Source organism: Pseudomonas sp. 67(2021) (genome assembly GCF_017491835.1).
GTDB lineage: Bacteria > Pseudomonadota > Gammaproteobacteria > Pseudomonadales > Pseudomonadaceae > Aquipseudomonas > Aquipseudomonas atacamensis.
Map to the genome: position 1 here is coordinate 1 of NZ_JAFGYL010000035.1, position 25,875 is coordinate 25,875.

The window sequence follows — 25,875 nt, forward strand, 5'->3', positions numbered from 1 at the left end:
GCTCCGGACGCGCCTGATGGAAGAACCACCACGCGCCGCCGTGTATCAGCGCCGACACGGCGATCAGCAAGAGCATCTGTGGTTTGTTCAACCCGCCGGGTCGTGACGTATTGGCTGTAAACGCCGGCCTGCCCGTTGCCGGCGAGACCGGCGCTTGCTGCAACGGCCCCGGCAGGGTTTTGTGCTTTACCGCATCGTTCATTAAAGCTCCCTCGGGTCAGATGAAGGGCAATAAGGTGCCGTCCGAACATCTGGCTGATGTTCGAGTGAGTAGGTGTAACTTTCTTCAGAGGTGTACGCGGGCCGATAGTCGGACTATCTGTTTAAACGGCCTCGAACAAACTTAGTGGCTTAGTAGCATCTATATCGATTGTTCATTATCCATTCCGTGGCTTGTTGTTGTGTGGAGACGTGAGCTGTCTCAGGTTTGTTACAGTTTGCAACAGGTGTGCCAGAAGTTGCTGAAACCGGTTGAACGCAAATCTTCGGTGTTACTGATGTCGCATTTATATAAGTTTCAGTTTCGCCCACTGTTTATTCGGCGCGAAGCGGTCCTCAAGTCCTCGCAGAAGGGCTTTTTCCAGAGCGAGTCAGCGGGAACGCTGTATCACGCCAATCGACGGGATAGAGCGGCTGCTCGGTGATCAGGCTTAGCACCTATCGGTGCGTAGCGAATCGATTTGGTGCAGGTCAGTCATTCAGCGGCTCACGGGACAAGTTCCTTATTTTGATTCTGGAGTTTTGGTTAACTGCATCACATTCGGGCGTGCGCTTTTGGTGCAACTTCAATGACGGAAAGTCATTGTTCGACAATCTTGTTGTTGTGCCTTTTATTAATTGCCGTATTTAAAAAATAAATAACACTCGGCGCCCGGCGATTGCTTGATCGCCAGGCACGCAAAGTGTGCATTGGGTTTCAGGTAATAAAGGAGAAACGCGCCAGGCTGAATAGGCTCGGCTGAACTTGGGGCTGGATTTGCGAGTAAGTCGGATATGTCGTACGGCGGAGCATTTGAAGATTCACGGGTGAACTCCTTATTGCCAGCTCGGACAGGCGAACTTTTGGTTCGCTGTCGCACCTTACAAGAACGCGGATAGCGTTCGATGAATGCTCTTGGTGCGGGATGGGCACCGCCAGCGCTGATTGGCGAAGGTTGATTTCGCAAGTCGGCAGTGCATGGGAAAAACGTGCCAATCACGACACATTTGCAGAATTTTCTACGTCAGGCCAGCCAGCCATCTACCCTGTGCAAAGGCCTTATCGGGGGAACGGACATGTACCAGCTCTACGGGCACAAGAATTCCGGCGCGGCTGCCGTCGAGGCGGCACTGGAGTTGTGCCAGATCGCCTATCGCTTCATTGATACCGAAGCCAGCGCCGAGGCCGACGAGGCGCTGGGCAAACTCAATCCGTTGAAACAGATACCAACCTTGCAACTGCCGGACGGCAGCGCCATGACCGAAAGTGCGGCGATCCTGATTCACCTGGGCCTGACGTTTCCCAAGTCCGGCCTGCTGCCGAGCAAGGCAGCCGATCGTGATCAGGCGATTCGCGGCCTCGCCTACATCGTCAGCAATTGCTACGCAGCGGTCGGCATCATCGATTACCCCGAGCGCTGGCTGAGCACGCCCGACGAGAGCGCACGGCAAAACCTGATCGCCGGCACGCGCCAGCGCCTGCACTTCAGTTGGGAGGTGTTTGCCGATCAGTTTTCCGGGGAGCTGTATCTGGATGACGAAACGCCCGGCGCGCTGGATGTGCTGGCGGCCGTGGTAAGCCGCTGGGCCGGCAGCCGCGAACACCTGCGCCGGACCCGCCCGGGCTTTTATGCGTGGCTGCAAAGGATCGACCGGCACCCGGTGCTGGCACCGGTGTTTGAGCGGCATTGGCCGGCCTGACGGGCGAGATCGTTCCCACGCTCTGCGTGGTAATGTCTCAACGGACGCTCCGCGTTCGGCTTTAGAGGGACGCGGAGCGTCCCGGGCTGCATTCCCACGCAGAGCGTGGGAACGATCATCACTGACTTGGCGCATTCGCGAGCAGGCTCGCTCCCACAAGGGGATCACGGCGGTGGGCTCACTCCCCGCGAATGTACTGCTCCAGCTGTTTGATCAGCTCGGCCTGTTCGGCAATCGCCTCTTTCACCAGGTCGCCGATCGACAACAGGCCGATCAACTGGCCGTCCTCGACCACCGGCAAGTGGCGCAGGCGTTTGTCCGACATGATCCCCAGGCAGGTGTCGACGGTTTGCCGGGTATCCACGGTAATCACGTCCTTGACCATGATGTCGCGCACTGGCGTGCCCACCGAAGAGCGCCCGTGCAGCACCAGTTTGCGTGCATAGTCACGCTCGCTGATGATGCCGACCACTTTGTCGTCTTCGACCACCAGCAAGGCGCCGACGTTTTTCTCGGCCATCTTCATCAGCGCTTCGAGCACCATGTGATCGGGTTTGATCTGGTGCACTTCCTGATTTTTCTGATCTTTGAGCTTGAGCAGTTGGGCGACGGTCTTCATGGCGGTTACTCAGGTGTTGTCGTTGTTCATCAAGCATCGTAGACGCAGCCGCGCAGAGCAAGGTGGCAAAGCGGCAGTTAGCGTGCAAAAAACGCCATTTGCCGGAAAAAACATCTTTGTATCGGTGAATGAAGCATCTGTGGCGAGGGGATTCATCCCCGTTGGCCTGCGCAGCAGGGCCTTTCATTAAAAGTGGGGCCGCTTCGCGGCCAGCGGGGATGAATCCCCTCGCCACAGATCCTGCGTAGAATGGCGTTCTGATTGAAACGTTGAGGTCGCAGTGGTGGATTTACAGCAGGGCTTCGTCCTGACCCGGCATTGGCGCGATACGCCGGCCGGCACCGAAGTCGAGTTCTGGCTGGCAACGGACGCCGGGCCGCGCCGCGTGCGTCTGGCGCATCAGCCGTCGGTCGCATTTATTCCCGCCGCACAGCGAGAAGCAGCCGAGCGTCTGCTGCACGATGAAAAGAATGTAGAGCTGCGACCGTTGGCGCTGCTGGATTTTCAGCATCGTCCGGTGCTCGGTCTGTATTGCCAGCAGCACGGCCAGTTAATGCGCCTCGAAACCGCGCTGAACCGCGCCGGCGTCGACGTCTTTGAAGCCGACGTGCGTCCCCCGGAACGCTATCTGATGGAGCGCTTCATCACCGCGCCGGTGCTGTTCGGCGGCACGCCTGATGCTGACGGCGTGCTGATCAACGCTCAACTGAAACCCGACCCCGATTACCGGCCGAAACTGCGCTTGGTCTCACTCGACATCGAAACTACCGAAAACGGCGAGCTGTATTCCATCGCGCTGGACGGCTGTGGCGAGCGCCAGGTGTACATGCTCGGCGCGCCGAACGGCGACGCCAGCATTGTCGATTTCGACCTTGAATACTGCGATTCGCGCACGCTCATTCTGAAGAAGCTCAACGACTGGTTCGCCCGCCACGACCCTGACGCAATCATTGGCTGGAACGTAGTGCAGTTCGACCTGCGCATCCTCCATGAACATGCGCGGCGTCTCGGCGTGCCGCTGAAGATCGGTCGTGGCGGCGAAGAAATGCAGTGGCGCGAGCACGGCAGCCGCAATCACTACTTCGCCTCGGCAGCGGGGCGGCTGATCATCGATGGCATCGAGTCGTTGCGTTCGGCGACCTGGAGTTTCCCCTCGTTCAGCCTGGAAAACGTCGCACAGACCCTGCTCGGCGAAGGCAAGGCGATCAACAATCCGTACCAGCGCATGGACGAGATCAATCGCATGTTCGCCGAAGACAAACCGGCGCTGGCCAAATACAACCTCAAGGACTGCGAGCTGGTCACGCGAATCTTCGCCAAGACCGAACTGCTGACGTTTTTGCTTGAACGCGCCAGCGTTACCGGTTTGCCGGCCGACCGCAGCGGCGGTTCCGTCGCCGCGTTCACCCATTTGTACATGCCGTTGATGCACCGTCAGGGCTTCGTTGCGCCCAATCTGGGCACCAATCCACCCCAGGCCAGCCCCGGCGGGTTTGTCATGGATTCACGCCCGGGGCTTTACGAATCGGTGTTGGTCCTCGATTACAAAAGCCTCTACCCGTCGATCATTCGCACCTTTCTGATCGACCCGGTGGGCTTGATCAAGGGCCTGCAGCACCCGGACGACGCTGACTCGGTGCCGGGCTTTCGTGGCGCACGCTTCTCGCGCACCCGCCATTGCCTGCCGTCCATCGTGGCGCGGGTGGCCGAAGGGCGCGAAACCGCCAAACGCGAGCACAACGCGCCGCTGTCCCAAGCGCTGAAGATCATCATGAACGCCTTCTACGGCGTGCTCGGCTCCAGCGGTTGCCGTTTTTTCGATACCCGGCTGGCCTCGTCGATCACCTTGCGCGGCCACGAAATCATGTTGCGCACTCGCCAGTTGATCGAAGAACAGGGCCACGCCGTCATTTACGGCGACACCGATTCAACCTTCGTCTGGCTGCGCAGTCTGCACGGTCAGGATGAAGCAGCGCAGATCGGCCATGCGCTGGTCAAACACGTCAACGATTGGTGGCGCACGCATGTGCGTGAGGAATACGGACTGGAAAGCGCGCTGGAATTGCAGTTCGAGATTCACTACAAGCGCTTTCTGATGCCGACCATTCGCGGCGCCGAGGAGGGCAGCAAGAAGCGCTACGCCGGACTCGTCACCCGCGCCGATGGCAGCGAGGAAATGGTCTACAAAGGCCTGGAAACCGTGCGCACCGACTGGTCGCTGCTGGCTCGGCAATTTCAGCAAGAACTGTATGAGCGGATTTTTCAGCGCAAGCCGTACCAGGATTACGTCCGCGATTACGTGCGTAAGACCCTCGCCGGCGAGTTCGACGATCGGCTGATCTACCGCAAGCGTCTGCGCCGCACCCTCGACGATTACGAACGCAACGTACCGCCGCACGTCCGCGCCGCGCGGCTCGCCGATGACTACAACGCCGAGCAGGGTCGGCCCCGGCAGTATCAGAACGGTGGCTGGATCAGCTACGTCATCACCCTGGCCGGCCCGGAGCCGCTGGAGGTACGCCGCGCCGCCATCGACTACGACCACTACATCACGCGACAGCTGCAACCAGTGGCGGATGCGATTCTGCCGTTTGTCGACGACGACTTCTCAACCCTGATCGGTGGGCAACTGGGCCTGTTTTGAGTCGAGCAGTTGCAGCGTCCATTCATCGAGAATGCCGTGGAAGTACCGCTCCAGCGCCTGATGGAACAGACTGTCCTCGGCGCTGAACTGGGCGAACAGGGTCATCGAAGAATGAAATTTCAAGTCATCGGGATGGCCAAACATTTCTGCAATCGAGCGCTGCGGCACATTCAGCACCAGTTGCGTGCAGGTGCGCAGCCGCGCCCCGAGCAGCTCGTGGGCCAGATAGGCCTGGGTTTCCTCGGCTGAACCAATGGCAAAGCGCCGGGCCATTTCGCTGCCGCCCAATCCGGCGAACTGCGGAAAGACGAACCACATCCAGTGGCTGCGCTTGCGGCCCGTTTCGAGTTCACGCAGGACCCGTTCGAACACCGGGTCCTGCGCCTGCACGAAACGTTGCAGGTTGTACGGGTCGTGCAGATCTGTGCTTCTCATGGCGAAGCCCTCGCAGTCGGCAGCTCAGACCATGGCCAGCCGCTGCTTGCGTTGAGGCGCCGGGAACACCTTGTCCAGCGCCGCCAGATCCCCGGCGTCCAGTTGCAACCGGGCCGCCTCGGCATTGAGTTGCACATGCTCGGGGCGCACAGCTTTGGGAATCGCAATCACGCCGTCCTGGCGCAGGAGCCACGCCAGTGAAATCTGCGCCGGGGTGGCGTTGTAGCGACAGGCAATGTCCTGCAGAACCGGCTCGGCGAGCATCGCGCCGCCCTGGCCGATCGGACAGTACGCCATCAATGGCAGGCGCTGGTGTTGGCACCACGGCAGCAGATCAAATTCGATGCCGCGCTCTTCGAGGTTGTACAGCACCTGATTGGTGGCGCAGGCCGAGCTGGACAGTTCTTCGAGGTCGTCGACATCGAAATTCGACACACCCCAACGGCCGATCTTGCCATCCTCGCGCAGACGCTCGAAGGCTTCGACGGTTTCCTCCAGCGGATACTGACCGCGCCAGTGCAGCAGATACAGATCGATGTAGTCAGTGCCGAGCCGACGCAAACTGCGCTCGCAGGCTTGCGGGATGCCCTGGCGGCTGGCGTTGTGCGGGTAGACCTTGCTGACCAGAAAGACTTGATCGCGCAGACCGGCGATGGCTTCGCCGACCACCGTTTCGGCACCGCCCTCGGCGTACATCTCAGCGGTATCGATCAGGCTCATGCCCAGCTCGATGCCGCTGCGCAGCGCCGCCACTTCACGGCTCTGCGCCGAACGATCCTCGCCCATGCGCCAGGTGCCCTGGCCAATCACGGGAACCTGCACGCCGGCCAACTCAAGGGTACGCATTCAAACCTCCTGCCTGAAAGAGTGGGTGTCTTTAGTGGGCAGCAGAATAGCGTCGGGGTTCAAAAAGCAAAAAAGATCGCAGCTCCTACAAGATCGTTCCCACGCTCCGCGTGGGAATGCATCAAGGGACGCTCCGCGTTCCAGCTCTGAAAGGGACGCGGAGCGTCCCGGGCTGCATTCCCACGCAGAGCGTGGGAACTATCATGCGGCGTGGGCCTTACTTGGCGGAGAACTTCAGTATCACGCTGTGAGCATAAGTCTGCCCCGGATCAAGCCGCGTGCTTGGGAAGTCCGGCTGGTTCGGCGAATCCGGGTAGTGCTGGGTCTCGAGGGTGAATGCGCCCCAGTGCGGATAGACCTTGCCGCCCTTGCCCTTGACCGTGCCGTCGAGGAAGTTACTGGTGTAGAACTGCACGCCCGGCTCGCTGGTGAACAGTTGCAGGACGCGTCCGGATTGCGGGTCGCTGACTTCGGTAGCGAGCTTGCTGACATCGCCCTTGGTGTCCAGTGCCCAGTTGAAATCGAACCCGCCCTGTTTCGGCTCGGCGAATTTCAGCTGCGGATGATCAGCCTTGATGTGCGTGCCGATTGCCGTCGGTTTGCTGAAGTCCATCGGCGTGCCGGCCACGGGCGCCAACTCGCCGGTCGGGATCAGTTTGGCGGTGACCGGCGTGTAATGGCTGGAGTTGATCATGGCGACTTGCTTGAGAATGTCGCCATTGCCGGCGCCGGCCAGGTTGAAGTAGCTGTGGTTGGTCAGGTTGAGCACGGTCGGTTTGTCGGTGCTGGCCTTGTAGTCGATGCGCAGCTCGTTGTTGTCGGTCAGGCGATAGGTGACTTCGGTGGTCAGATTGCCCGGGAAACCCATCTCGCCGTCGGCCGACAGGTAGGTCAGGGTTACGCCAACCGAATCCTTGTCCTTGGTTTCTTTGGCCTTCCAGACTTTCTTGTCGAAACCTTCGGGGCCGCCGTGCAGGGCGTTGGATTTGTCGTTCTGCGGCACTTGATAGCGCTTGCCATCGAGTTCGAAAGCACCTTCGGCCAGGCGGTTGCCGAAGCGGCCGATGGTCGCGCCGAAGTACGCGGTGCCTTTCTGATAGCCCTGCACATCGTCAAAACCCAAGACGACGTCGTCGAACTTGCCGTGTTTGTCAGCGACTTTCAGCGCTTGCAGGGTCGCGCCGTAGGTGATGACGGTGGCTTGCATGCCGTGGCTGTTGCGCAGGATGTACTGTTCGACAGGCGTGCCGTCATTGGTTTTGCCGAAGGCTTTGTGTTCGGCGGTCAGGCCCGCCGCGTTGGCGGAAAGGGTAGCGATCATCAGGGACAGTCCGAGGCCGGAGAGCAGGTGACGGGATTGAAGCATGGTTGACCTTCCTTTTTGTTGTTGTTTTGAGAAAACGCAATTAGTCAGGCTATTGAATATTTCGCAGAAGATTTATAGCGGATTTACCGCTGTTGGCAAATATAAAGTCCGACTAATTGATGTGGCGAAAAGCGCCGAAGGTCGGCTCACCGCCAAGGCACTGCACTTTTTCGCAATCGGCGGCTCTATGCATGGCCAGGATGCGGTGACCCCCGCCGCACAGGAATGTGCCTGTCCGAGACTTCATGCCGAGTGTTTTTGCCCTGATCACCGCCGCTCACCGCCGCCCGTGCCTGCTCCTGGCCTGCCTGTTGTCGCTGTTGCTAAGCGGCTGCAGCCACCAGAACGGCAATGGATTTTTCAATCAGATACGAGAAGGGCAGCCGCAGGAGTTTTTGCAGACCAGCGTCGACCGCATGGCCACCCTGGCGATGCGCGATAACCTCGACAGTCTCTATCGATTGATGGGCAAGCTTTACCTGCGCAACCCGGAAGAACTGCGCAAATCCGGTTTCCTCACCGTCAACGCCGCCGTGAAACAGGTGCGTCTCGCTGTCGAGCAACAGCAGCCGTTGCCCGTGCTGGGCGGGCGCAAGGACCTGGCGGCGCTGAGCTATGCGATGAGTCCGGAATTCCTCGGCGACCGCGTCGGCGCCTTCATCTATGCGATCGGCAGCATGCTGGTTACCGCCCACGGCAATCGCACCGAGTTCTACATGACCGACGCGATCAACCCGACGTTCGTGCACAACGCCGCGCGCAACATCGAAAAAGCCATGTGGATTTTGTCGCAACGACAAAACAAGGAAGGTCAGCCGTTGCTGTTCTCCAACGAAATCTCGGAGGAGGGCAGCAATCTCAGCTTCGCCACCGAATTCAGCAAAATCGTCGCGCGCCTGGATCTGCTCACGCAGATGCTCGATGAGCGCTATCGCAGGATCGGACTGAATTACGCGCAGAGTCTGCTGTTTCTGAATTTCTTGCCGGTGCAGTGAGCCTTGCAGGTTTGCTGTAGCGCAAAGATCCACTGTGGGAGCGAGCCTGCTCGCGAATGCGTTGTGTCATTCAACTCATCGGTCGGCTGACACCCCCTTCGCGAGCAGGCTCGCTCCCACAGGGATCTGCGGTGAATTCGATATGGCATAACGATAGACCGCATCGATATATGTGGTTATAAGAAAAATCGCTATGCTGCGGGCCAGATTTTCCTGTCGTTTTCTGGACGTTTGAATGGAATTGGCAAATTTCGGCCTGGTGATTGCCGGGCTGGTGGTGGGGTTTATCGTCGGCATGACCGGTGTCGGCGGTGGTTCGTTGATGACGCCGATTCTGCTGTGGTTCGGCATCAACCCGGCGACGGCGGTGGGTACCGATCTGCTTTACGCTGCGATCACCAAATCCAGCGGCGTCCTCGTTCACAAGAAGAACAAGAACATCGACTGGGCGATCACCGGCTGGCTGACCCTCGGCAGCGTGCCAGCCGTGGCCATGACCCTGTGGTTCCTCAGCACCCTGCACACCGCGCCGGACGCGATGAACGCCATCATCAAACAGGCGCTCGGCTTCGTCCTCTTCGCCACCGCCCTGGCAATCTTCTTCAAGAAACGCTTGCTCGAATTCGCCCACAAACGCGCGGGTGGCAACTACAACCCGAGCGGTTCGCGCCTGAATATCATGACGGTGATCACCGGTCTGATCCTCGGCACCATGGTTGCCCTGACCTCGATCGGCGCCGGCGCACTGGGCACCGTCGCCTTGTTCATCCTCTACCCGCTACTGCCAACCCGCCGCCTGGTCGGCACCGAAATCGCCCACGCCGTACCCCTGACCCTCGTCGCCGGCCTCGGCCACGCAAGCATGGGCAACATGGATTGGGGCGTGCTGGGCTTCCTGCTGATGGGCTCGCTGCCAGGCATCTGGCTCGGCAGCCACCTGACCGGACGCATCTCGGACGAAGTCCTGCGCCCGTGCCTGGCGACGATGCTGGTGTTGATTGGTTATAAGTTGGCATTCTGAGTCAGCCTGGAGAAAACACTTCCAATGCAGCGGCCGTAGGGATGTGCCAATGATCGCTTGCGTCATGTTGCGCAAAGTTCTCCCTGACCTAAGCTTCTGACAGGGCAATGCCTTTTTGCCAGACGCCGCCGGAACAATCGCCACGATGCGCAATCAGTAGTGCGTGGATATCAAAAGGAGATGCGCATGCTCATCAGGTCCCTGACCCTGACCCTCTTGCTGGCAATCGCCGGCCCCTTGTTCGCCGCCGACAGCGATTCACCCCTGGCCGGGGACGTGGGCCGCGCCCGCCCGCTGATCGTGATTGCGCAAAGCACTGTCGACCCGGTGTGGCTGAGCCTGAAGAAGTCGCTGGAAGATCCGGCCAACAAAAAGGGCGTCACCGACCGCAACATCAAGGTCTACACCATCCTCAGCATGTCCGGACAGCTCGACGGCAAGGACATGGGCCAGCAGGACACCATGGCCCTGCTGCGTTCGCTGAAGCTCGGCGCCGGCGCTTATCCCAAAGTGTTCTTGGTGGGAAAGGACGGCGAAACCAAGCTCTCCGCCTCGGGTGATGAAGCCAAGGCATTGAGCCTGGCGAAAATCTTCGAAACCATCGACGCCATGCCCATGGCCGAAAAAGAAGCCGCCGCTGCGGCCGCCGCCGCACAAACGCCTGCCGCCACCGAGCCGGAACCGGCAAAAGGCGCGAAGGGCAGCAAACCGGCGAAACCGAGCAAACCACCGCAGATGCCGGATGATTGATTGCGCGTTGCGTGAGTGAAGCAAAATCCCTGTGGGAGCTGGCAAACCAGCTCCCACATTTTTTTGTGAAGTGCACAGTTCAAATGTGGGAGCGAGCCTGCTCGCGATAGCGGTTTTTCAGGCGCTGAAAGGTGACTGATCGAGCGCATTCGCGAGCAGGCTCGCTCCCACAAGTCATCTGCTGATCGAAAGTCATTGCAGCATGTGCCTGCCGAAATGTCTGACGCCAACACCCTTCAAACCCAGTGGATTTTTCCTGCAAGACGCGGCGGCCGTGGTGAACTGGTGCGTTGTGACGCAGAGGGATAACCTCTTTTGGCCGCTGAAAAACACAGTGGTCGGATGTGGAAGTCCGGTGATTCCCGAGCGCGCATTGCGCCTGTAAACACATGTTGGTGGTTTTTATGCCAACATTGTTTGCTTATGGCAGCTATGCGCAGGAGCACTCTCGAGTGCACCGGGTTCCTCGGGCTTCCCCGGACTTCCACACCTGCGCAAAGCTGCCACCCTCTCGTGGAAGTGAGTTCGGCAGTTTTTTCTTTAAATGTCCCGAGGGTTTATTTATGAAAAAACACACTCCAAATCCCCCCGAATCCCCCATGGATTCAAGCTCCTTCGACTCCAATAATCCGCGTCTGCGCCACCCCGGCCAACCCGATCCCATCAGCCACGTTTTCACCATTCTCCCCGACATCGACACGGCGACACTGCTGAGCCATGCCTGCGAAACCCTTGCCTCACTGAACGTACTGACCACCGATCTGGCCTGCGAGTTGAGCGGTGCGCAGCGCAGCCTGACGTTGTCGATCCAGCAATTGGCGGTAGTCGGAGAACTGCTGGTCAACCGCGCGCTGGACAATCTCGATTCACCCCCAACGGCGACTCAACATTGAACAGGGAGGTTCTACCATGGCGCGTTACATACCGATCACCGGGATTGACTGCAAAATTCCCTGTGTGCTGATCGACAGCGAAGCCCCCATTGACGTGTTGCACGGCACCGCGGCTTACCGCTTGCGCTGTGTGACGCAGCTGATGGAGAGCCTTTCGCTGGACGAGGGCAAGGGACACGATGCATTGCTGTTGCAGGATTTCGCCCGGGTGCTGGCGATTCCGTTGCGCGATAGCTGTGACTTGATGGATGTCATTGGCTGGCGCTTGCAGGCGCAGCTTTAAGCGCTGAAACGAAAAAGATCGCAGCCTGCGGCGGCTCCTACAGGATCGGGTTTTCACTCGGTCAATGGAGCTGCCGCAGGCTGCGATCTTTTGATCTTTATTCGGTCAACTGACTGAAAATCTCATGCGCTATCTTCACCCGTTCGACGTTCGGGTAATTCTTGTTGGCCAGAATCACGATGCCCATGTCCCGCGACGGCACGAACGCCACATACGCGCCAAAGCCCCGTGTAGAACCGGTCTTATTGAATAGCACATTGGCCGGTTCAGCTTGCGGTGGAGTCAGCCATTCGACTTTGTGCGGTTCCATGGCCATGGGGGTCGAGTTGCCGTTTTGCAGTTTTTCCAGGCTGATCGGGTAGGCGTAGCGTTCCCAGCCCAGGCCTTGGGTCATGTCGCCGACGCGGTAATAACCGATGTGGGTGTTGGCGATGGCTTTGTGCAGATCAGGCGCAAGGCTGGCCGGTTGCAGCTGTGCCTGGACGTATCGCAGCAGGTCGGCGGCGCTGGTTTTGATGCCGTAGGCTTCGGCGTCGAGGGCGCCGGGGCTGACGCGTACCGGTTGGTCGGCGCTGTCGTAGCCTTGGGCATAAAGCTTCGACTGCGCTGACGGTACGCTGAGGAAGGTGTGCTGAAGGCCGAGTTTCGGCAGCAGGGTTTGCGTCATTGCCTGGTCGAACGGCTGGCCGAGGCTTTTCGCCGTCAGGTAGCCGAACAGGCCCAGGCTCGGGTTGGAATACAGGCGATGGCTGCCGGCGGGAAATTGCGGTTTCCACTGTTGGTAATAGCCGAGCATCCTGTCGGAAGAATCCGCGTCAGCGGGAAATTGCAGCGGCAGTCCGCCAGCACTGTAGGTGCCCAGTTGCAGCACGCTGATGTTGTCGAAGGCGCTGCCCTTGAGCTCCGGCCAGAGTTGGCTGGCCTTGCTCGACAGGTCGAGTTTGCCTGTGGCCTGGGCGTAACCGGCGAGGGTGGCGGTGAAGGTTTTACTCACCGAGCCGACTTCGAAGAGGGTGTTTTCGCTGACCTTTTGCCCGGTGTCTTTAGCGGCGACCCCGTAGTTAAAGTAATGCGCCTGGCCATTCAGCGTGATCGCTACGGTCAGCCCCGGGATGTTGTTTTGCTGCATCACCGGGGTGACGGCTTGGCTGACCAGTGCCTGCAATTGCGCATCCGTCGGCGTTGCGGCATGACAGGCAACGCTGCCGAAGAACAGTGCGAAAGCGCTGTAGGAAAAGACCTTGCTCGGTTTTAAGGAACACATGATTGAATCACTCTCCATGAGTGTCGATTGTTGTATCCCGCTACACTGCGGGTGATTTTTCATCGGGCGGCCGATCAGCGCGGCCAATTTAGGCACTTCGCCGGCCCTCGACAAACGATGAAAACTCGCATGGGCCATTAGAAAAATTTGGGGCAACGCATGATTCGACCGCAACTGCCGCTCAACGCTCTGCGCGCATTTGAAGCCTCGGCACGTCATTTGAGTTTTACCCGTGCTGCCGTCGAGTTGTGCGTGACACAAGCGGCGGTGAGCCATCAGGTCAAAAGCCTGGAAGCGCAGCTCAACCTGACCCTGTTCAAACGCCTGCCACGTGGGCTGATGCTGACCAGTGAAGGCGAAACCTTGCTGCCGGTACTCAGCACATCATTCGATCATATTGCGCAGATGCTCGAACGTCTGGCCGGTGGGCAGTATCGCGACATGTTGACGGTCGGCGCGGTGGGCACTTTTGCTGTGGGTTGGCTGTTGCCGAGGCTGGCGGACTTTCGGGGGAAACATCCGCTTATAGATTTACGTCTGTCGACCAATAACAACCGGGTGGATGTGGCGGCGGAAGGACTGGATTACGCCATTCGTTTCGGTGCTGGCGCCTGGCATGGCATCGAGGCGACACGCTTGCTCGATGCGCCGTTGTCGGTATTGTGCGTGCCGGAGATTGCCCGGCAGCTGCACTCGCCGGCGGACCTGTTGCAGCAGACCTTGCTGCGCTCCTATCGCACCGATGAATGGCCGGAGTGGTTTCACGCAGCGGGCCTGGCGACGCAGGCCGCGCCACCGCAAAGCATCGTGTTCGATTCGTCGCTGGCAATGATGGAAGCCGCATTGCAGGGCGGCGGCGTGGCGTTGGCGCCGCCGCTGATGTTCGCCCGGCAACTGGCGGCAGATGCGATCTGCCAGCCGTTTGCGATCGAGATCACCACCGGCAGTTACTGGCTGACGCGGTTGCAGTCGCGAGCGGAAACGGTGGCGATGAAAGCGTTCAAAACCTGGTTGCTGCAAATCTCAAGCTGAAAACCGATTTGTAGGAGCTGCCGAAGGCTGCGATCTTTTGATTCTGTTTTGAAGATCAAAAGATCGCAGCCTTCGGCAGCTCCTACTCCCACAATTGAAATCAGCGGCGCCTGCTGGATTACCGCACCAGACACGGCCGTTTGTTATCGAATTTCCACCCCGGAATCAGAAACTGCATCGCCACGCTGTCATCCCGCGCGCCGAGGCCCATGCTTTTGTACAGTTCGTGGGCCTTGGCCACTTGATCCATGTCCAGTTCCACGCCCAGTCCCGGTTTCTGCGGCACTTGCACGCAGCCGTCGACAATCTGCAGCGGTGCCTTGGTCAGGCGCTGACCGTCCTGCCAGATCCAGTGGGTGTCGATGGCGGTGATCTCGCCGGGTGCGGCGGCGGCGACATGGGTGAACATGGCCAGGGAAATATCGAAGTGGTTGTTGGAATGCGAGCCCCAGGTCAGGCCCCACTCGTGGCACATCTGCGCGACGCGCACCGAACCCTGCATGGTCCAGAAGTGCGGGTCGGCCAGCGGGATGTCCACTGACTGCAACTGAATCGCGTGGCCCATTTCACGCCAGTCGGTGGCGATCATGTTGGTCGCGGTTTTCAGCCCGGTGGCGCGGCGAAATTCAGCCATGACTTCGCGCCCGGAATAACCGTTTTCCGCACCGCACGGATCTTCGGCGTAGGCGAGTACGTGGTGCTGATCGCGGCATAGACGAATCGCCTCTTTCAGCGACCAGGCGCCGTTCGGATCGAGGGTGATTCGCGCTTCAGGGAAGCGCTCGGCCAGTGCCGTGACCGCTTCGATTTCGGCATCGCCGCTGAGCACGCCGCCCTTGAGTTTGAAATCCTTGAAACCGTACTTGGCGTGCGCCGCCTCGGCCAGGCGCACGACTGCTTCGGCGGTCATGGCCTTCTCGTGACGCACACGGAACCAGTCGTTGTCGGCGTCCGGTTCGCTGCGATAGGCCAGATCGGTTTCGTGTTGATCACCAACGTAAAACAGGTAACCGAGCATCTTCACTTCGTCGCGTTGCTGACCTTCACCGAGCAGCGCCGCCACCGGCACGTCCAGATGTTGGCCGAGCAGGTCGAGGAGGGCGGCTTCCAGGCCGGTGACCGCGTGAATGGTGATGCGCAGGTCGAATGTTTGCAGGCCGCGGCCGCCGGCATCGCGGTCGGCGAAGGTCTGGCGCACCTGATTGAGGATCTTCTGGTAGGTGCCGATGGGGCTGCCGACCACCAGATTGCGCGCGTCTTCCAGGGTCTGGCGAATGCGCTCGCCACCGGGCACTTCGCCGACGCCGGTGTGGCCGGCGTTGTCCTTGAGGATGACGATGTTGCGGGTGAAAAACGGCCCGTGGGCGCCGCTCAGGTTGAGCAGCATGCCGTCGTGACCGGCCACCGGAATGACCTGCATGTCGGTGATGATCGGAGCTTTGGCGGTGTCATGAACAGTCATTTTTGTTTTCCTTGTCGAGACGTAGTCAGGCGTGTTTCGGCGCGGCGTCGGCCACAGCCTTTTCAGCAGCGGGTTTGGGCGTGGTGCGCGCGGCGAAGACGATGATTGCGGCGATGATCGAGGTTGCGGCCAGACCATAGAGGCCGCCCTGAATCGAGCCGGTGTGTTGCTCAAGCAGGCCAAAAGTGGTCGGTGCGACGAAGCCGCCGAGGTTGCCCACCGAGTTGATCAGCGCGATCACTGCCGCCGCGATGCGTGCATCCAGATAAGCCTGGGGAATCGGCCAGAACAGCGACGAGGCGGATTTGAAACCCAGCGCCGCAAAGCAGATCGCGACGAAGGCGAAGATCGGCCCGCCAGTGGTGGACATGAACATGCCCGCTGCGGCGATCAACAGGGCAGTGGCGACCCATGCTTGTTGACGTTTCCACTTCGCCGACAGCGAGGCGAAGGCGTACATGCCGACGATCGACAGCAACCATGGAATCGAGTTGAACAGGCCGACCTGCACGTCGCTGAGTTCGCCCATCTTCTTGATGATGCTCGGCAGCCAGAAAGTCGCCGCGTAAATGGTCAGCTGAATGAAGAAGTAGATCAGGCAGAACAGAATGATCTGCCGGTCCTTGAGCAGTTTGCCCAGCGATGGCCGGATCGGCGTCGCGGCTTCACGTGCTTTTTGCTCGTCGTCGATGGCGCTGACCAGTGCATCCTGTTCGGCGCGGCTCAGCCATTTCGCGTCGTGGGGTTTGGCATCCAGCCAAAACCAGACAAACACGCACAGGCACACCGAGAACATCCCCTCGATGAAGTACATCCACTGCCAGCCGTGCATGCCCAGCCCATTGATCTGCAGGAGCAGGCCGGACAGCGGACCGGAGATCAGCGAGGCCACGGCCGAGCCGCTGAGGAAAATCGCGATCGCCTTGCCGCGCTCGACGCCGGGCAGCCAGCGGGTGAAGTAATAAATCACCCCGGGAAAAAACCCGGCCTCGGCGACACCAAGCAGGAAGCGCAGGATATAGAAGTGGGTTTCATTCTGGATGAAGGCCATGCAGGCCGCGACTATGCCCCAGGTGAACATGATGCGGGTCAGCCAGATGCGTGCGCCGACTTTTTGCAGAAGCATGTTCGAAGGCACTTCGAACAGCGCGTATCCAATAAAGAACAGCCCGGCGCCGAAGCCATAGGCGGCAGCACCAATGCCCAGATCGGTTTCCATGTGGGTGCGGACGAAACCGATGTTCACCCGGTCAATGTAATTGACGATGAACATGATCACGAAGAGCGGCAGGACGTGGCGTTTGACTTTGGAGATGGCTGAGGCGAGCGTCGGGTCGACGCTGTCCTGCATCCCGGAGATGGACGTTTTCACTGATGTTTCTCCCACTGATTATTTTTATGCGGGTAGGACTGGGTGCTGCGCTGTTGCTAGACATCATACAACTGTAATTTTTTGTCCTACAAGTGGGGAGGGCGATCAAATTCTTCTGATTGTTCGGTTTTTTATGCGAAAACCGGATTCTAGCTCGTATTTATTGATTGTTGCGCCAATCGAGCGGAGCGCATTTTTGATATGTGAATGGTGGTGCGTGATGGCTGGCTATCGAAAATATTCGACGTAATTGAATGTTGTCATACAAGTTGATGGCCCGTCGACCGCTAAAATCCATCTCAACCGTCATCCCGCAGTGCTACGATCGGCAAGCCCCGATCACCGGAACCGATCATGCAAGAAGACCTCGACGCGCCCGCGCGCAAACGCACGCACAACCTCGCTCATGACCTGGTGGAAAAGCTCACCCAGAGCATCCTGCTCGGACAACTGTCGCCCGGTGACAAGCTGCCTTCGGAGAACTCCATCGTTCAGGAGCACGGCGTCAGCCGCACGGTGGTGCGCGAGGCCATTTCCAAGTTGCAGGCCTCGGGGCTGGTCGAGACGCGCCACGGCATCGGTACCTTCGTGATCGAGCGTGCAGCGGAGCAGGGCCTGCGCCTGAACGTCGATACGGCGCTCGGCGTGCGCAGCATTCTCGAATTGCGCATGGGCCTGGAGACGCAAGCGGCGGCGCTAGCGGCGCAGCGGCGCAGTGAGCAGCAGGTGCAGCAGATGCGTCAGGCGCTGGATGACTATCAACGGCTGCTGGCGAACAACGACAGCTGCGTGGAGGCCGATCGGCGTTTTCATCTGCTGATCGCCGAGGCCACCGGCAACGCTTGTTTCAGCGAGATCATGCAGCACCTGGGCAGTGCGATGATCCCGCGCAATCGCCTGAATGCCGCCGAGCGCGGCGCGGCGGATCTGAGCAAGCTCGGGCACTTGGCCAATCTGGAACACGAGGCGATTCTGAATGCGATCAAGCGTCAGGACGCCGATGCCGCCCGCGCCGCGATGTGGCTGCACCTGACCAACAGTCGTGATCGCTTTATCGCCCAAGGCTGATGCCGCTGGTCTGATCTACCGCACGCCCTCAGCACCCGCGCTTCCAAACAATACGCCCCGGATAATCCGGGCCAGTATTGTGAGGTGCAGCATGGCTGATGACTCGCTTGTTCCCGGTGGCATGGCGACCACCGACCAGACCCGCCCCGTATCCGGCACCGACGAGCCGACGCTGAGCGATCACGACGCACCGCCGGGCATGGACCCGGGGCGCGATCCGCTGAGCGATGCCGACCGCCCGGATGACTGGAAGGATCCGCCGGATGACGAGGATGTACCGCCGGCGGATGAGCCGACACCGTTGTCGGATGATATGCGCTGAGGTCTGGATTATTCATTGAGTGGGCCGGTCTCTTCGCCAGCAGGCTCGCTCCCACAGGGAGTTTGTGTCATCCACTGTGGGAGCGAGCCTGCTCGCGAAGACGGCATCGGCTTCACCGCAGATTCAAGCCTTGCTCTCAACTGCTCGAACGACGCCAACCCGACGCTCCAGATTCAACGCCAACACACTGATCAACACCACCACCGCTCCCATCAGCACCATCAACGTCGGCCGTTCCCCCAATCCCCACGACGCAATTCCCATGGCCGTCGGCGGTGTCAGATACAAAGTCATCGTCGCCCGACTCAAGTCCACATGCTTGAGCACGAAACCCCAGGCCAGATACGCCAGCGCGCTGGGAAACACCCCCAGCATCAGCACCGCCCACTGCGCGCGCGGCGGCGCCTGCATCACGGCGTCAGCCAGCCCTGGCAGATAAATCAGCAATAGCAACGTTCCCGACCACACCGCATAGCAGCCCAGGCTGAAACCGTCGTAGCGCCGCGCATGATGCTTTTGCAGGGCGAAATAGAGGCTCCAGGAAAGCGCCGCCAACAAAATCAGCAAGCCATGGGCATCGATAGCGCCCATGCCCTTGTCGCCGCTGACTACGACCACCACGCCGACAAATCCAAGCAGCACACAGCCCCAACGCCAGGCGCTGACGCGGTCCTTGAACACAAACCGCGCCAGCAGCGTGCTGAATAACGGGCTCGATTGCGCCAGCACGCTGGAAGCCCCGGCACTGATGCCTTGCTGGCCGATGTTCAAGGCGACGTGATGCAGGCTGACAGCGAAGAAACCCAAGGCAACCAGCAACGGCACATCGCGCCACTGCGGCAGGCGAATGCCTTTGAAAATTGCGATCAGCGCCATCAACAGCGACGCCAGCAGAAAACGCAGCAAGGCCAGATGTCCGGGATCGTACCCTTGCAAGCCGATGTGAATGCCGGTGGGCGAATAACCCCAGCAGCCGACGACAAACGCCATGGCCAAGATGATTTTGCAGGTAGAAGTGGAAGTCATGATCGAGGCACCAGGGCAGTGGATGCGCCGAGTATCCGGGCGCCCGATCATTCGCCACAACTGACTTATACTGCGTCGAATGTTCACTCGGAGTGATGGTTATGGAGCTGGCGCAAATCCGCATGTTCAAGACTGTGGCCGAGGTCGGCAGCATTGCCCGGGCCGCTGAAAAGCTGTTCTGCGTGCCGTCGAACATCACTGCGCGGATCAAAGCGCTGGAGGCCGAGTTGGGCGTGGCGCTGTTCTTGCGCGAGGGGCGCGGACTGCGCATCAGCCCGGCGGGGCAGACCTTTCTGGTTTATGCGGAAAAGATTCTGGCGCTGACCGTCGAAGCCAAACGCGCGCTCGACCCGGCCGCCGAGCCGTCCGGACCGCTGCGCATCGGCGCCATCGAGTCTTCGGCGACCGGGCGCTTGCCGCGCCTGCTGGCGAAATTCCACAAGCGCTACCCGCAAGTGGCACTGGAACTTACCACCGGCACCTGGAGCCAGTTGCTCGACGACACCGTCAACCATCGCCTGGATGGTGCGATCGTGGCGGTAGATGTCGAACGTGCTCAGCTCAAACGCACGCCGATGTATCGCGAGGAATTGTTACTGATCGCCTCGACTTCATTCGGCCCGGTGCGTGACATCGCGGATCTGCAAGACAAAACCCTGTTCATGTGGCCACCGGGTTGCCCATACCGCGCGGCACTTGAGCATTGGTTGCTGCGCCGAGGACAGGCGCTGCCGATTGTCAGTCTGGCCAGTTACGGAGCGATTGTCGGCTGCGTCAGCGCCGGTGCCGGGGTGGCGCTGGTGCCCAAGGGCGTGTTCGAGCAGTACGCCAAAGGCGCGGGCTGCGAGGGTTACGAGTTTGCTGAACTGATGGCGATCGAGAATTTGTTTTACTGGCATGAAAACGCCGGTGTGCACCCGGCGCGAGATGCATTTGTGGCGATGTTGCGGGAGGAGTTTGCCCAATAGAAAAGCGGCCCTCACCCCAGCCCTCTCCCGGAGGGAGAGGGGGCCAGCCGAGGTGTCTTGCGCCAGACATCGACCTGAAAGTCCGAGCCGCTTATGGATTTACGAGCACAACCAGCGCTGTGTAGTTTGCGGATTCAGCGGTCCCCGTTCAGGTCAGCGTACCTCTGAAATATCCCCCGATCAGTCCCCTCTCCCTCTGGGAGAGGGCTAGGGTGGGATTCAGGTCCGCGGCAAATCCCGCATCAACAACCCAAAGCGCAAATCCACCGCATCCGGTATCGGCACGTACACCGTATGCCCGTCCCCCGGCGCCACTTCGATCGCTTGGCCGCTGACACTCTGCAATTCGTGCAGATCAAAATGGAAATTGCCCTTGGGCGTCATCAGTTCCAGATGATCGCCCACGGCAAAACGATTCTTCACTTTCACCTCGGCCAGGCGGTCCCGGCGCTCGCCGGTCAGCTCGCCAACGAACTGCTGCCGCTCCGACACCGAACTGCCGTGCTGATAGTTCTGATATTCGTCATGCACATGCCGGCGCAGAAAACCTTCGGTGTAGCCGCGCTGGGCGAGCGACTCAAGATCCAGCATCAGGCCGCGATCAAACGCGCGCCCGGCCACGGCATCATCGATCGCCCGGCGATACACCTGGGTGGTGCGTGCGCAGTAGAAATGCGATTTGGTCCGGCCTTCGATCTTCAATGAATGCACGCCCATGCGCGTCAGGCGCTCGACATGCTGCACGGCGCGCAGGTCCTTGGCGTTCATGATGTAGGTGCCGTGTTCGTCTTCGAAAGCCGGCATCAATTCATCGGGACGATTGGCTTCCTGCAACAGAAAGACCTGATCGGTCGGTGCGCCGAGGCCTAGCGTCGGCTCGGGTTGAAAGGTCTGGACGATCTCGCCGAGCTGGTTTTGTGTGGCTTCCTGCGCCGTGTACTTCCAGCGGCAGGCGTTGGTGCAGGTGCCCTGATTGGCATCGCGTTTGTTCATGTAACCGGAAAGAAGGCAGCGCCCGGAATAGGCCATGCACAGCGCGCCGTGCACGAACACTTCCAGCTCCATGCCCGGCACCTGCTCGCGGATTTCGCCGATCTCCTCCAGCGACAATTCGCGCGACAGAATGATCCGGCTCAGTCCCTGTTGCTGCCAGAACTCGACGCTCGCCCAATTCACCGTGTTGGCCTGCACCGAAAGATGAATCGGCATCAGCGGAAAATGCCGGCGCACCAGCATGATCAGGCCGGGGTCGGACATGATCAGCGCATCCGGGGCCATCTCGATCACTGGCGCCAGATCCTTGAGAAACGTCTTCAGCTTGGCGTTGTGCGGGGCGATGTTGACCACCACATAGAAGCGCTTGCCCTGCGCCTGCGCCTCACGGATGCCCAGCGCCAGGTTGGCGTGGTCGAATTCGTTGTTGCGCACCCGCAGGCTGTAGCGCGGCTGGCCGGCGTAGACCGCATCGGCGCCATAAGCGAAGGCGTAACGCATGTTTTTCAGGGTGCCGGCGGGGGCGAGAAGCTCGGGGGCGATGAGAGTCTGCATTTGGGTGTCGGTCGCAAAAGCCGCGCAGGGTAGGGCAGCTGTTGCGAGGGTTTATTGATCTGGATCTATGCTCCATGAATAAACATGGCACTCGCGCGCTCGGCGGCTGACTAAGTGGGGCGGGCGTGCGTGACGCCTGACTGACATGGACCGGATATGAACGAAAAGAGTCTGCAATTCAAATCCCTGACAGTGCTGCTGGTGCTGGTCACGGTGGCTTTTATCTGGATTCTGCTGCCGTTTTACGGCGCGGTGTTCTGGGCTGTGATCCTCGGCATTCTGTTTGCGCCGGTACAGCGCAGGTTGCAGCAGAAGTTCGGCTTGCAACGCAATGTGACGTCGCTGTGCACCTTGAGCCTGTGCCTGGTGATCGCGATTCTGCCGGTGATCATCGTCAGCATCCTGCTAGTGCAGGAAGGCGCGACGGTCTACAAGAACATCGAAAGCGGCGAGCTGGATATCGCCGCGTATCTGGCGCAGTTCAAGCACAGCCTGCCGCCGTACTTTCAGCACTTGCTCGACCGCTTTGGCATGGGCGAACTCGACAGCTTGCGCGAGAAGATCGTCAAAGCGGCGATGCAGGGCAGCCAGGCGCTGGCGACTCAGGCGTTCAGCTTCGGCCAGGGCACATTCGAATTCGTGGTGAGCTTTTTCATCATGCTGTATCTGCTGTTTTTCTTTCTGCGTGACGGCCCTGAGCTGGCGCGCAAGATGCGCACTGCCGTGCCGCTGGAAGAAAACCACAAGCGCCGCCTGCAACTGAAGTTCAACCGCGTGGTGCGCGCCACGGTCAAAGGCAACGTGGTGGTGGCCGTGACCCAAGGCGCGCTGGGCGGGTTGATTTTCTGGTTTCTCGACATTCCCAGCGCGCTGCTCTGGGCGGTGCTGATGGCGTTTCTGTCGCTGTTGCCAGCGGTGGGCGCGGGGATTGTCTGGGCGCCGGTGGCGGTGTACTTCCTGCTCAGCGGCATGATCTGGCAGGGCGTGGTGCTGGGCTTGTTCGGGGTATTCGTGATCGGCCTGGTCGACAACGTGCTGCGCCCGATTCTGGTGGGCAAGGATACGAAAATGCCCGATTACCTGATTCTGGTTTCCACCCTCGGCGGCCTCGCGGTCTTCGGCCTCAACGGCTTTGTGATCGGACCGCTGATTGCCGCGTTGTTCCTGTCGAGCTGGGCGCTGTTCGTCGAGACCAAGCCCAAGGTGCAGCTGCCTTAGGCATGAAACGTATTGCTGGCGACTTGTTGCGACAAGGCCTGTGCTGCTGGCAAGGAGGTGAGCGGGCCGCTGATCGGCTCGCCATCGCGCACCAGATACCAGCAAGCGAGCAAACCGGATGCACGCAGCGAAGCGGGAACTGCGCTGCCGATCACCGACATGATTTGAACCTGTGCCATGGGAAAAACTCCATCAAACTGATGGGGCTACCTTAGGGATTTGCCGGCACGACGGACAATCAACGCTTTCGATAGTGGTCATTGATGCCAGTGAGGTCTGGCGTCATTCGACCACTTGATCGAGCATGTGCATGACTTCGCGCTCATTGAGCAGGCCCTTGTGCACGAGGTTTTCGGCGAGCAGGGACAGCAGCTTGGCGCAGCGATGGCCTTCCAGATGCTTGAGCTCGGTAAGTGCGCTGTACACCTTGCTCGAGGTGCACAGACCGACGATGCGGTGCGGGTTTTGTGTGGGCATACAGTCGTCCTTGTTGTTATCGATCTGTTGTTTACGGACGGATTCAGATTGCGGTTCCGTCATGACAAAGCGGTGACCGTTCGATGAAAAAAGCCCGACGGTCGATTCCATCATGCCGACTTTAGCTGCTCGCACTGTCCTCACAGCGACCTTGGCGAGATTTTTTCAGACGTTGGCCGACCAGCGGTCATAAAAAAGCCCCGCTTGAAAACGGGGCTCTGTGTTGCGCTTACCAGCGTGGACCGCCGTAGTAGCCATGCGGGCCGCCGTAGTAGCCGTGGGGCCGACCGTAATAACCACGAGGCGGGCCGTAATAGACGGGGGCTGGCTGCACGTAGACCGGTTGTTGTACATACACCGGCGCCGGCTGGTAATAGACCGGTGGCGGCGGTTGCTGCACGTAGACCGGTTGCGGCTGCACATAAACCGGTTGTTGCTGCACATACACCGGCCGATCCTGGTTGATCAGTGCCGAGCCGATGATGGCCGAGCCGACGATCGCGCCAAACACTGCAGGGCCCTGCCAGCCATGGCCACCACCCGCTTCAGCCTGGCCGGTGACGGCAAGTGCGCCAATCAACAAAGCCATGATGGGAAGTTTACGAATCATGATAAGTCCTCGGTTCTTCGACCCGGCGCCGCGGCCTGAGTCAGGCCCACAGTTGTCGCGGGGATACAGCTAAGACAGCAAAATTGCGAAATTCAGCACAGCCGCTGGGTAAATTTTGTGTAAGGTCTGTAGCGGCTTCTTTACCCGGCTGCGCGGCGCCACAAACAAGCCCCAATGATGATTCAGAACCCGGTGGGCTGGCCAATCCCGTCCATCCGAAAGTGCGTTTGAAGGAGAAGTTTCATGCAGATGAACCCGAACAAAGACACCCAACTGTGCATGTCCCTGTCGGGGCGGCCGGGGAATTTCGGTCTGCGTTTTCACAACCATTTGTATGAACAGCTGGGCCTGAATTTCTATTACAAAGCGTTCAGCAGCCAGGACCTGACCGGCGCGGTCGGCGGCATCCGGGCACTGGGCATTCGCGGCTGCGGCGTGTCGATGCCGTTCAAGGAAGCCTGCATTGCGCTGGTCGATGAGCTGGATGCGTCGGCGGCGGCGATCCAGTCGATCAACACCATCGTCAACACTGGCGGCCACCTCAAGGCCTACAACACCGATTACATCGCCGTCGCGCAATTGCTGGAAAGCCACGCGGTGCCGAAGGATTCGACCTTCGCCCTGCGCGGCAGCGGCGGCATGGCCAAAGCGGTGGCCAGCGCCCTGCGCGATGGTGGCTACAAGAACGGTTTGATTGTCGCCCGTAACGAACGCGCCGGCCGCGCCCTGGCGGACTCGCTGGGTTATCGCTGGCAGGCCGAGCTTGGCGACGAGCGCCCGCAGATGCTGATCAATGTCACCCCGGTAGGCATGGACGGCGGGCCGGAGGCGGGGCAACTGGCGTTCGAGCCTGAAGTGATCAAGGCGGCTGAGACTGTATTCGACGTGGTGGCGATTCCTTCGGAAACCCCACTGATTGTGCGTGCACGAGCCGAGGGCAAGCGAGTGATCACCGGGCTTGAGGTGATTGCGATTCAGGCGCTGGAGCAGTTCGTGCTGTACACCGGAGTGCGGCCGAATGAGGCGCAGTTTGCGGCGGCGGTGGATTTTGCGCGCAGCTGATTGATCTTTTAGTGGCTGGGCTGGCCTCTTCGCGAGCAGGCTCGCTCCCACAGGTTGAGCTGGAATGCGATTGAATGTGGGAGCGAGCCTGCTCGCGAAGGCGGCGCTGCGGTTCTGGATCACTATCTATAATCCTCGCCAGCACGCACAGACGTGCCACCACAAAAACCATAACCGAGGCCGCCCATGCATCCGCCCATCCTCAACCTCAACGAGGTCGAACTCGAAGCCCTTCCCGAAGCCCTGGCCCCTGAAGGCGAAACCGCCGGGCGTTATCAGCAGCGTATCGCGCGGATCGGTCAGCAACTGGGTGCGCAGAAACTCGGTTATCGCCTGTATGCGCTGCCAGCGGGCATGCGCGGCAGTCCGTTCCACAGCCATCGGGTCAATGAGGAGATGTTCTACGTGGTGGCCGGGGAGGGCGAGGTACGCCTGGGAGGCGAGCGTTTTCCGATCCGCGCCGGTGATGTGATCGCCTGCCCACCCGGCGGACCCGAGAAGGCACATCAGATCATCAATACCAGCGCGGGCGAACTGCGTTATCTGGCGGTGAGCACTCAGCAGCAGCCGGAGATCTGCGAGTATCCGGACTCGAACAAGTATGCGGTGATGGATAATTTCGCGGTGGATGCCGACGGCAATGCCTCGGGTTTTGTCGCTGTCGCGCGGCAGGTGGATGGGGTGGGTTATTGGGA

26 protein-coding genes and 1 pseudogene are annotated in these 25,875 nt (G+C 59.9%); 14 read left to right on the plus strand and 13 right to left on the minus strand.

Features of this window, described 5'->3' with window-relative positions; genetic code table 11:
- Positions 1–202: pseudogene (locus tag J5M66_RS25425) on the minus strand (energy transducer TonB); the annotation flags it as partial.
- Between the two features lie 1,073 nt (positions 203–1,275).
- Here J5M66_RS25425 and J5M66_RS25430 point away from each other — a divergent pair.
- Positions 1,276–1,899, plus strand: a complete 624-nt coding sequence (locus J5M66_RS25430; RefSeq protein ID WP_207808091.1) for a glutathione S-transferase N-terminal domain-containing protein — start codon at positions 1,276–1,278, stop codon at positions 1,897–1,899.
- Positions 1,900–2,077: 178 nt separating this feature from the next.
- On the opposite strand, the gene J5M66_RS25435 is transcribed toward J5M66_RS25430, so the two are convergent.
- Positions 2,078–2,518 carry a CBS domain-containing protein gene (locus tag J5M66_RS25435; RefSeq protein WP_016775372.1) on the minus strand — a complete coding sequence of 147 codons (441 nt, stop codon included), beginning with the start codon at positions 2,516–2,518 and terminating at the stop codon, positions 2,078–2,080.
- A gap of 283 nt (positions 2,519–2,801) precedes the next feature.
- On the opposite strand from J5M66_RS25435, the gene J5M66_RS25440 reads away from it, so the two are divergent.
- Positions 2,802–5,162, plus strand: a complete 2,361-nt coding sequence (locus J5M66_RS25440) for a DNA polymerase II (protein WP_207808092.1) — start codon at positions 2,802–2,804, stop codon at positions 5,160–5,162.
- On the opposite strand, the gene J5M66_RS25445 is transcribed toward J5M66_RS25440, so the two are convergent.
- The 3 genes from J5M66_RS25445 to J5M66_RS25455 all read right to left on the minus strand — a co-directional run bounded on the left by J5M66_RS25445 (position 5,127) and on the right by J5M66_RS25455 (position 7,809).
- Entirely contained in the window at positions 5,127–5,597 is a 471-nt protein-coding gene (locus tag J5M66_RS25445) for a DUF1810 domain-containing protein (RefSeq protein ID WP_125918116.1), read from the minus strand. The two genes, J5M66_RS25440 and J5M66_RS25445, sit on opposite strands and share 36 nt — an antisense overlap.
- A gap of 24 nt (positions 5,598–5,621) precedes the next feature.
- The gene (locus J5M66_RS25450) at positions 5,622–6,443 is read right to left on the minus strand and encodes an aldo/keto reductase (RefSeq protein WP_207808093.1); all 822 of its coding nucleotides are present in this window, start codon (positions 6,441–6,443) and stop codon (positions 5,622–5,624) included.
- 217 nt (positions 6,444–6,660) lie between these two features.
- Complete coding sequence (locus J5M66_RS25455) at positions 6,661–7,809, minus strand: aldose epimerase family protein (protein ID WP_110600715.1); 1,149 nt, start codon at positions 7,807–7,809, stop codon at positions 6,661–6,663.
- 245 nt (positions 7,810–8,054) lie between these two features.
- Between J5M66_RS25455 and J5M66_RS25460 the strand changes: the two genes are divergently transcribed.
- The 5 genes from J5M66_RS25460 (at position 8,055) to J5M66_RS25480 (ending at position 11,751) form a co-directional block, all read left to right on the plus strand.
- Positions 8,055–8,804 carry a hypothetical protein gene (locus tag J5M66_RS25460; protein ID WP_016775367.1) on the plus strand — a complete coding sequence of 250 codons (750 nt, stop codon included), beginning with the start codon at positions 8,055–8,057 and terminating at the stop codon, positions 8,802–8,804.
- A 235-nt stretch (positions 8,805–9,039) separates the two neighbouring features.
- Positions 9,040–9,825 carry a sulfite exporter TauE/SafE family protein gene (locus J5M66_RS25465; protein ID WP_125927590.1) on the plus strand — a complete coding sequence of 262 codons (786 nt, stop codon included), beginning with the start codon at positions 9,040–9,042 and terminating at the stop codon, positions 9,823–9,825.
- 186 nt (positions 9,826–10,011) lie between these two features.
- Complete coding sequence (locus J5M66_RS25470) at positions 10,012–10,575, plus strand: DUF4174 domain-containing protein (protein ID WP_016775365.1); 564 nt, start codon at positions 10,012–10,014, stop codon at positions 10,573–10,575.
- Between the two features lie 563 nt (positions 10,576–11,138).
- Complete coding sequence (locus tag J5M66_RS25475) at positions 11,139–11,468, plus strand: DUF6124 family protein (protein WP_122603104.1); 330 nt, start codon at positions 11,139–11,141, stop codon at positions 11,466–11,468.
- Between the two features lie 16 nt (positions 11,469–11,484).
- A complete protein-coding gene (locus J5M66_RS25480) occupies positions 11,485–11,751 on the plus strand; it encodes a hypothetical protein (protein ID WP_016775363.1) in 267 nt (88 codons plus the stop codon).
- Positions 11,752–11,848: 97 nt separating this feature from the next.
- Here the strand turns inward: J5M66_RS25480 and ampC are convergent, their stop codons facing one another.
- The gene (gene ampC / locus J5M66_RS25485; protein ID WP_206421859.1) at positions 11,849–13,015 is read right to left on the minus strand and encodes a class C beta-lactamase; all 1,167 of its coding nucleotides are present in this window, start codon (positions 13,013–13,015) and stop codon (positions 11,849–11,851) included.
- Between the two features lie 159 nt (positions 13,016–13,174).
- Here ampC and J5M66_RS25490 point away from each other — a divergent pair, with 159 nt between their 5' ends.
- Positions 13,175–14,047, plus strand: a complete 873-nt coding sequence (locus J5M66_RS25490) for a LysR family transcriptional regulator (RefSeq protein ID WP_122611228.1) — start codon at positions 13,175–13,177, stop codon at positions 14,045–14,047.
- 118 nt (positions 14,048–14,165) lie between these two features.
- On the opposite strand, the gene gudD is transcribed toward J5M66_RS25490, so the two are convergent.
- The gene (gudD, locus tag J5M66_RS25495; protein ID WP_206421860.1) at positions 14,166–15,509 is read right to left on the minus strand and encodes a glucarate dehydratase; all 1,344 of its coding nucleotides are present in this window, start codon (positions 15,507–15,509) and stop codon (positions 14,166–14,168) included.
- A gap of 25 nt (positions 15,510–15,534) precedes the next feature.
- On the minus strand, positions 15,535–16,881 hold the full coding sequence (locus J5M66_RS25500) for an MFS transporter (protein ID WP_207808094.1): 1,347 nt from the start codon (positions 16,879–16,881) through the stop codon (positions 15,535–15,537).
- Positions 16,882–17,235: 354 nt separating this feature from the next.
- Between J5M66_RS25500 and J5M66_RS25505 the strand changes: the two genes are divergently transcribed.
- Positions 17,236–17,949 (plus strand): FadR/GntR family transcriptional regulator, encoded by a 714-nt coding sequence (locus J5M66_RS25505; protein WP_016775357.1) that lies wholly within the window; start codon positions 17,236–17,238, stop codon positions 17,947–17,949.
- 91 nt (positions 17,950–18,040) lie between these two features.
- Positions 18,041–18,271: a hypothetical protein gene (locus J5M66_RS25510; protein ID WP_207808095.1), complete on the plus strand. Its 231-nt coding sequence runs from the start codon at positions 18,041–18,043 to the stop codon at positions 18,269–18,271.
- Positions 18,272–18,394: 123 nt separating this feature from the next.
- Here the strand turns inward: J5M66_RS25510 and J5M66_RS25515 are convergent, their stop codons facing one another.
- Positions 18,395–19,297 carry a DMT family transporter gene (locus J5M66_RS25515; RefSeq protein WP_243432853.1) on the minus strand — a complete coding sequence of 301 codons (903 nt, stop codon included), beginning with the start codon at positions 19,295–19,297 and terminating at the stop codon, positions 18,395–18,397.
- 101 nt (positions 19,298–19,398) lie between these two features.
- On the opposite strand from J5M66_RS25515, the gene J5M66_RS25520 reads away from it, so the two are divergent.
- Positions 19,399–20,265: a LysR substrate-binding domain-containing protein gene (locus tag J5M66_RS25520; protein ID WP_207808097.1), complete on the plus strand. Its 867-nt coding sequence runs from the start codon at positions 19,399–19,401 to the stop codon at positions 20,263–20,265.
- Positions 20,266–20,484: 219 nt separating this feature from the next.
- Here the strand turns inward: J5M66_RS25520 and yegQ are convergent, their stop codons facing one another.
- A complete protein-coding gene (gene yegQ / locus J5M66_RS25525; RefSeq protein ID WP_197891471.1) occupies positions 20,485–21,813 on the minus strand; it encodes a tRNA 5-hydroxyuridine modification protein YegQ in 1,329 nt (442 codons plus the stop codon).
- 156 nt (positions 21,814–21,969) lie between these two features.
- Between yegQ and J5M66_RS25530 the strand changes: the two genes are divergently transcribed.
- Positions 21,970–23,031 carry an AI-2E family transporter gene (locus J5M66_RS25530; RefSeq protein ID WP_024013473.1) on the plus strand — a complete coding sequence of 354 codons (1,062 nt, stop codon included), beginning with the start codon at positions 21,970–21,972 and terminating at the stop codon, positions 23,029–23,031.
- Here J5M66_RS25530 and J5M66_RS25535 read toward each other — a convergent pair.
- The 3 genes from J5M66_RS25535 to J5M66_RS25545 all read right to left on the minus strand — a co-directional run bounded on the left by J5M66_RS25535 (position 23,028) and on the right by J5M66_RS25545 (position 24,118).
- Positions 23,028–23,210: a hypothetical protein gene (locus J5M66_RS25535; protein ID WP_016770690.1), complete on the minus strand. Its 183-nt coding sequence runs from the start codon at positions 23,208–23,210 to the stop codon at positions 23,028–23,030. The two genes, J5M66_RS25530 and J5M66_RS25535, sit on opposite strands and share 4 nt — an antisense overlap.
- A 103-nt stretch (positions 23,211–23,313) precedes the next feature.
- Entirely contained in the window at positions 23,314–23,508 is a 195-nt protein-coding gene (locus tag J5M66_RS25540; protein WP_016770691.1) for a hypothetical protein, read from the minus strand.
- A 229-nt stretch (positions 23,509–23,737) separates the two neighbouring features.
- Positions 23,738–24,118 carry a hypothetical protein gene (locus J5M66_RS25545; RefSeq protein ID WP_024013471.1) on the minus strand — a complete coding sequence of 127 codons (381 nt, stop codon included), beginning with the start codon at positions 24,116–24,118 and terminating at the stop codon, positions 23,738–23,740.
- 243 nt (positions 24,119–24,361) lie between these two features.
- Here J5M66_RS25545 and J5M66_RS25550 point away from each other — a divergent pair, with 243 nt between their 5' ends.
- Both J5M66_RS25550 and J5M66_RS25555 read left to right on the plus strand, forming a co-directional pair.
- Positions 24,362–25,180, plus strand: coding sequence for a shikimate 5-dehydrogenase (locus J5M66_RS25550; protein ID WP_122508131.1), 819 nt, complete (start codon positions 24,362–24,364; stop codon positions 25,178–25,180).
- Positions 25,181–25,366: 186 nt separating this feature from the next.
- The coding region (locus tag J5M66_RS25555) for a cupin domain-containing protein (RefSeq protein ID WP_207817512.1) at positions 25,367–25,875 on the plus strand (509 nt) is incomplete at its 3' end.

Bases quoted from the DNA above. Each gene is read 5' to 3' on its own strand.
- J5M66_RS25455 (WP_110600715.1), bottom strand. From the start codon at position 7,809: ATGCTTCAATCCCGTCACCTGCTCTCCGGCCTCGGACTGTCCCTGATG.
- J5M66_RS25475 (WP_122603104.1), top strand. From the start codon at position 11,139: ATGAAAAAACACACTCCAAATCCCCCCGAATCCCCCATGGATTCAAGC.
- J5M66_RS25510 (WP_207808095.1), top strand. From the start codon at position 18,041: ATGGCTGATGACTCGCTTGTTCCCGGTGGCATGGCGACCACCGACCAG.
- J5M66_RS25450 (WP_207808093.1), bottom strand. From the start codon at position 6,443: ATGCGTACCCTTGAGTTGGCCGGCGTGCAGGTTCCCGTGATTGGCCAG.
- J5M66_RS25480 (WP_016775363.1), top strand. From the start codon at position 11,485: ATGGCGCGTTACATACCGATCACCGGGATTGACTGCAAAATTCCCTGT.
- J5M66_RS25430 (WP_207808091.1), top strand. From the start codon at position 1,276: ATGTACCAGCTCTACGGGCACAAGAATTCCGGCGCGGCTGCCGTCGAG.
- J5M66_RS25505 (WP_016775357.1), top strand. From the start codon at position 17,236: ATGCAAGAAGACCTCGACGCGCCCGCGCGCAAACGCACGCACAACCTC.
- J5M66_RS25470 (WP_016775365.1), top strand. From the start codon at position 10,012: ATGCTCATCAGGTCCCTGACCCTGACCCTCTTGCTGGCAATCGCCGGC.
- J5M66_RS25540 (WP_016770691.1), bottom strand. From the start codon at position 23,508: ATGCCCACACAAAACCCGCACCGCATCGTCGGTCTGTGCACCTCGAGC.
- J5M66_RS25445 (WP_125918116.1), bottom strand. From the start codon at position 5,597: ATGAGAAGCACAGATCTGCACGACCCGTACAACCTGCAACGTTTCGTG.
- J5M66_RS25545 (WP_024013471.1), bottom strand. From the start codon at position 24,118: ATGATTCGTAAACTTCCCATCATGGCTTTGTTGATTGGCGCACTTGCC.
- J5M66_RS25550 (WP_122508131.1), top strand. From the start codon at position 24,362: ATGCAGATGAACCCGAACAAAGACACCCAACTGTGCATGTCCCTGTCG.
- J5M66_RS25515 (WP_243432853.1), bottom strand. From the start codon at position 19,297: ATGACTTCCACTTCTACCTGCAAAATCATCTTGGCCATGGCGTTTGTC.
- J5M66_RS25490 (WP_122611228.1), top strand. From the start codon at position 13,175: ATGATTCGACCGCAACTGCCGCTCAACGCTCTGCGCGCATTTGAAGCC.
- ampC (WP_206421859.1), bottom strand. From the start codon at position 13,015: ATGTGTTCCTTAAAACCGAGCAAGGTCTTTTCCTACAGCGCTTTCGCA.
- J5M66_RS25520 (WP_207808097.1), top strand. From the start codon at position 19,399: ATGGAGCTGGCGCAAATCCGCATGTTCAAGACTGTGGCCGAGGTCGGC.
- J5M66_RS25465 (WP_125927590.1), top strand. From the start codon at position 9,040: ATGGAATTGGCAAATTTCGGCCTGGTGATTGCCGGGCTGGTGGTGGGG.
- J5M66_RS25460 (WP_016775367.1), top strand. From the start codon at position 8,055: ATGCCGAGTGTTTTTGCCCTGATCACCGCCGCTCACCGCCGCCCGTGC.
- J5M66_RS25435 (WP_016775372.1), bottom strand. From the start codon at position 2,518: ATGAAGACCGTCGCCCAACTGCTCAAGCTCAAAGATCAGAAAAATCAG.
- J5M66_RS25530 (WP_024013473.1), top strand. From the start codon at position 21,970: ATGAACGAAAAGAGTCTGCAATTCAAATCCCTGACAGTGCTGCTGGTG.
- yegQ (WP_197891471.1), bottom strand. From the start codon at position 21,813: ATGCAGACTCTCATCGCCCCCGAGCTTCTCGCCCCCGCCGGCACCCTG.
- J5M66_RS25535 (WP_016770690.1), bottom strand. From the start codon at position 23,210: ATGGCACAGGTTCAAATCATGTCGGTGATCGGCAGCGCAGTTCCCGCT.
- gudD (WP_206421860.1), bottom strand. From the start codon at position 15,509: ATGACTGTTCATGACACCGCCAAAGCTCCGATCATCACCGACATGCAG.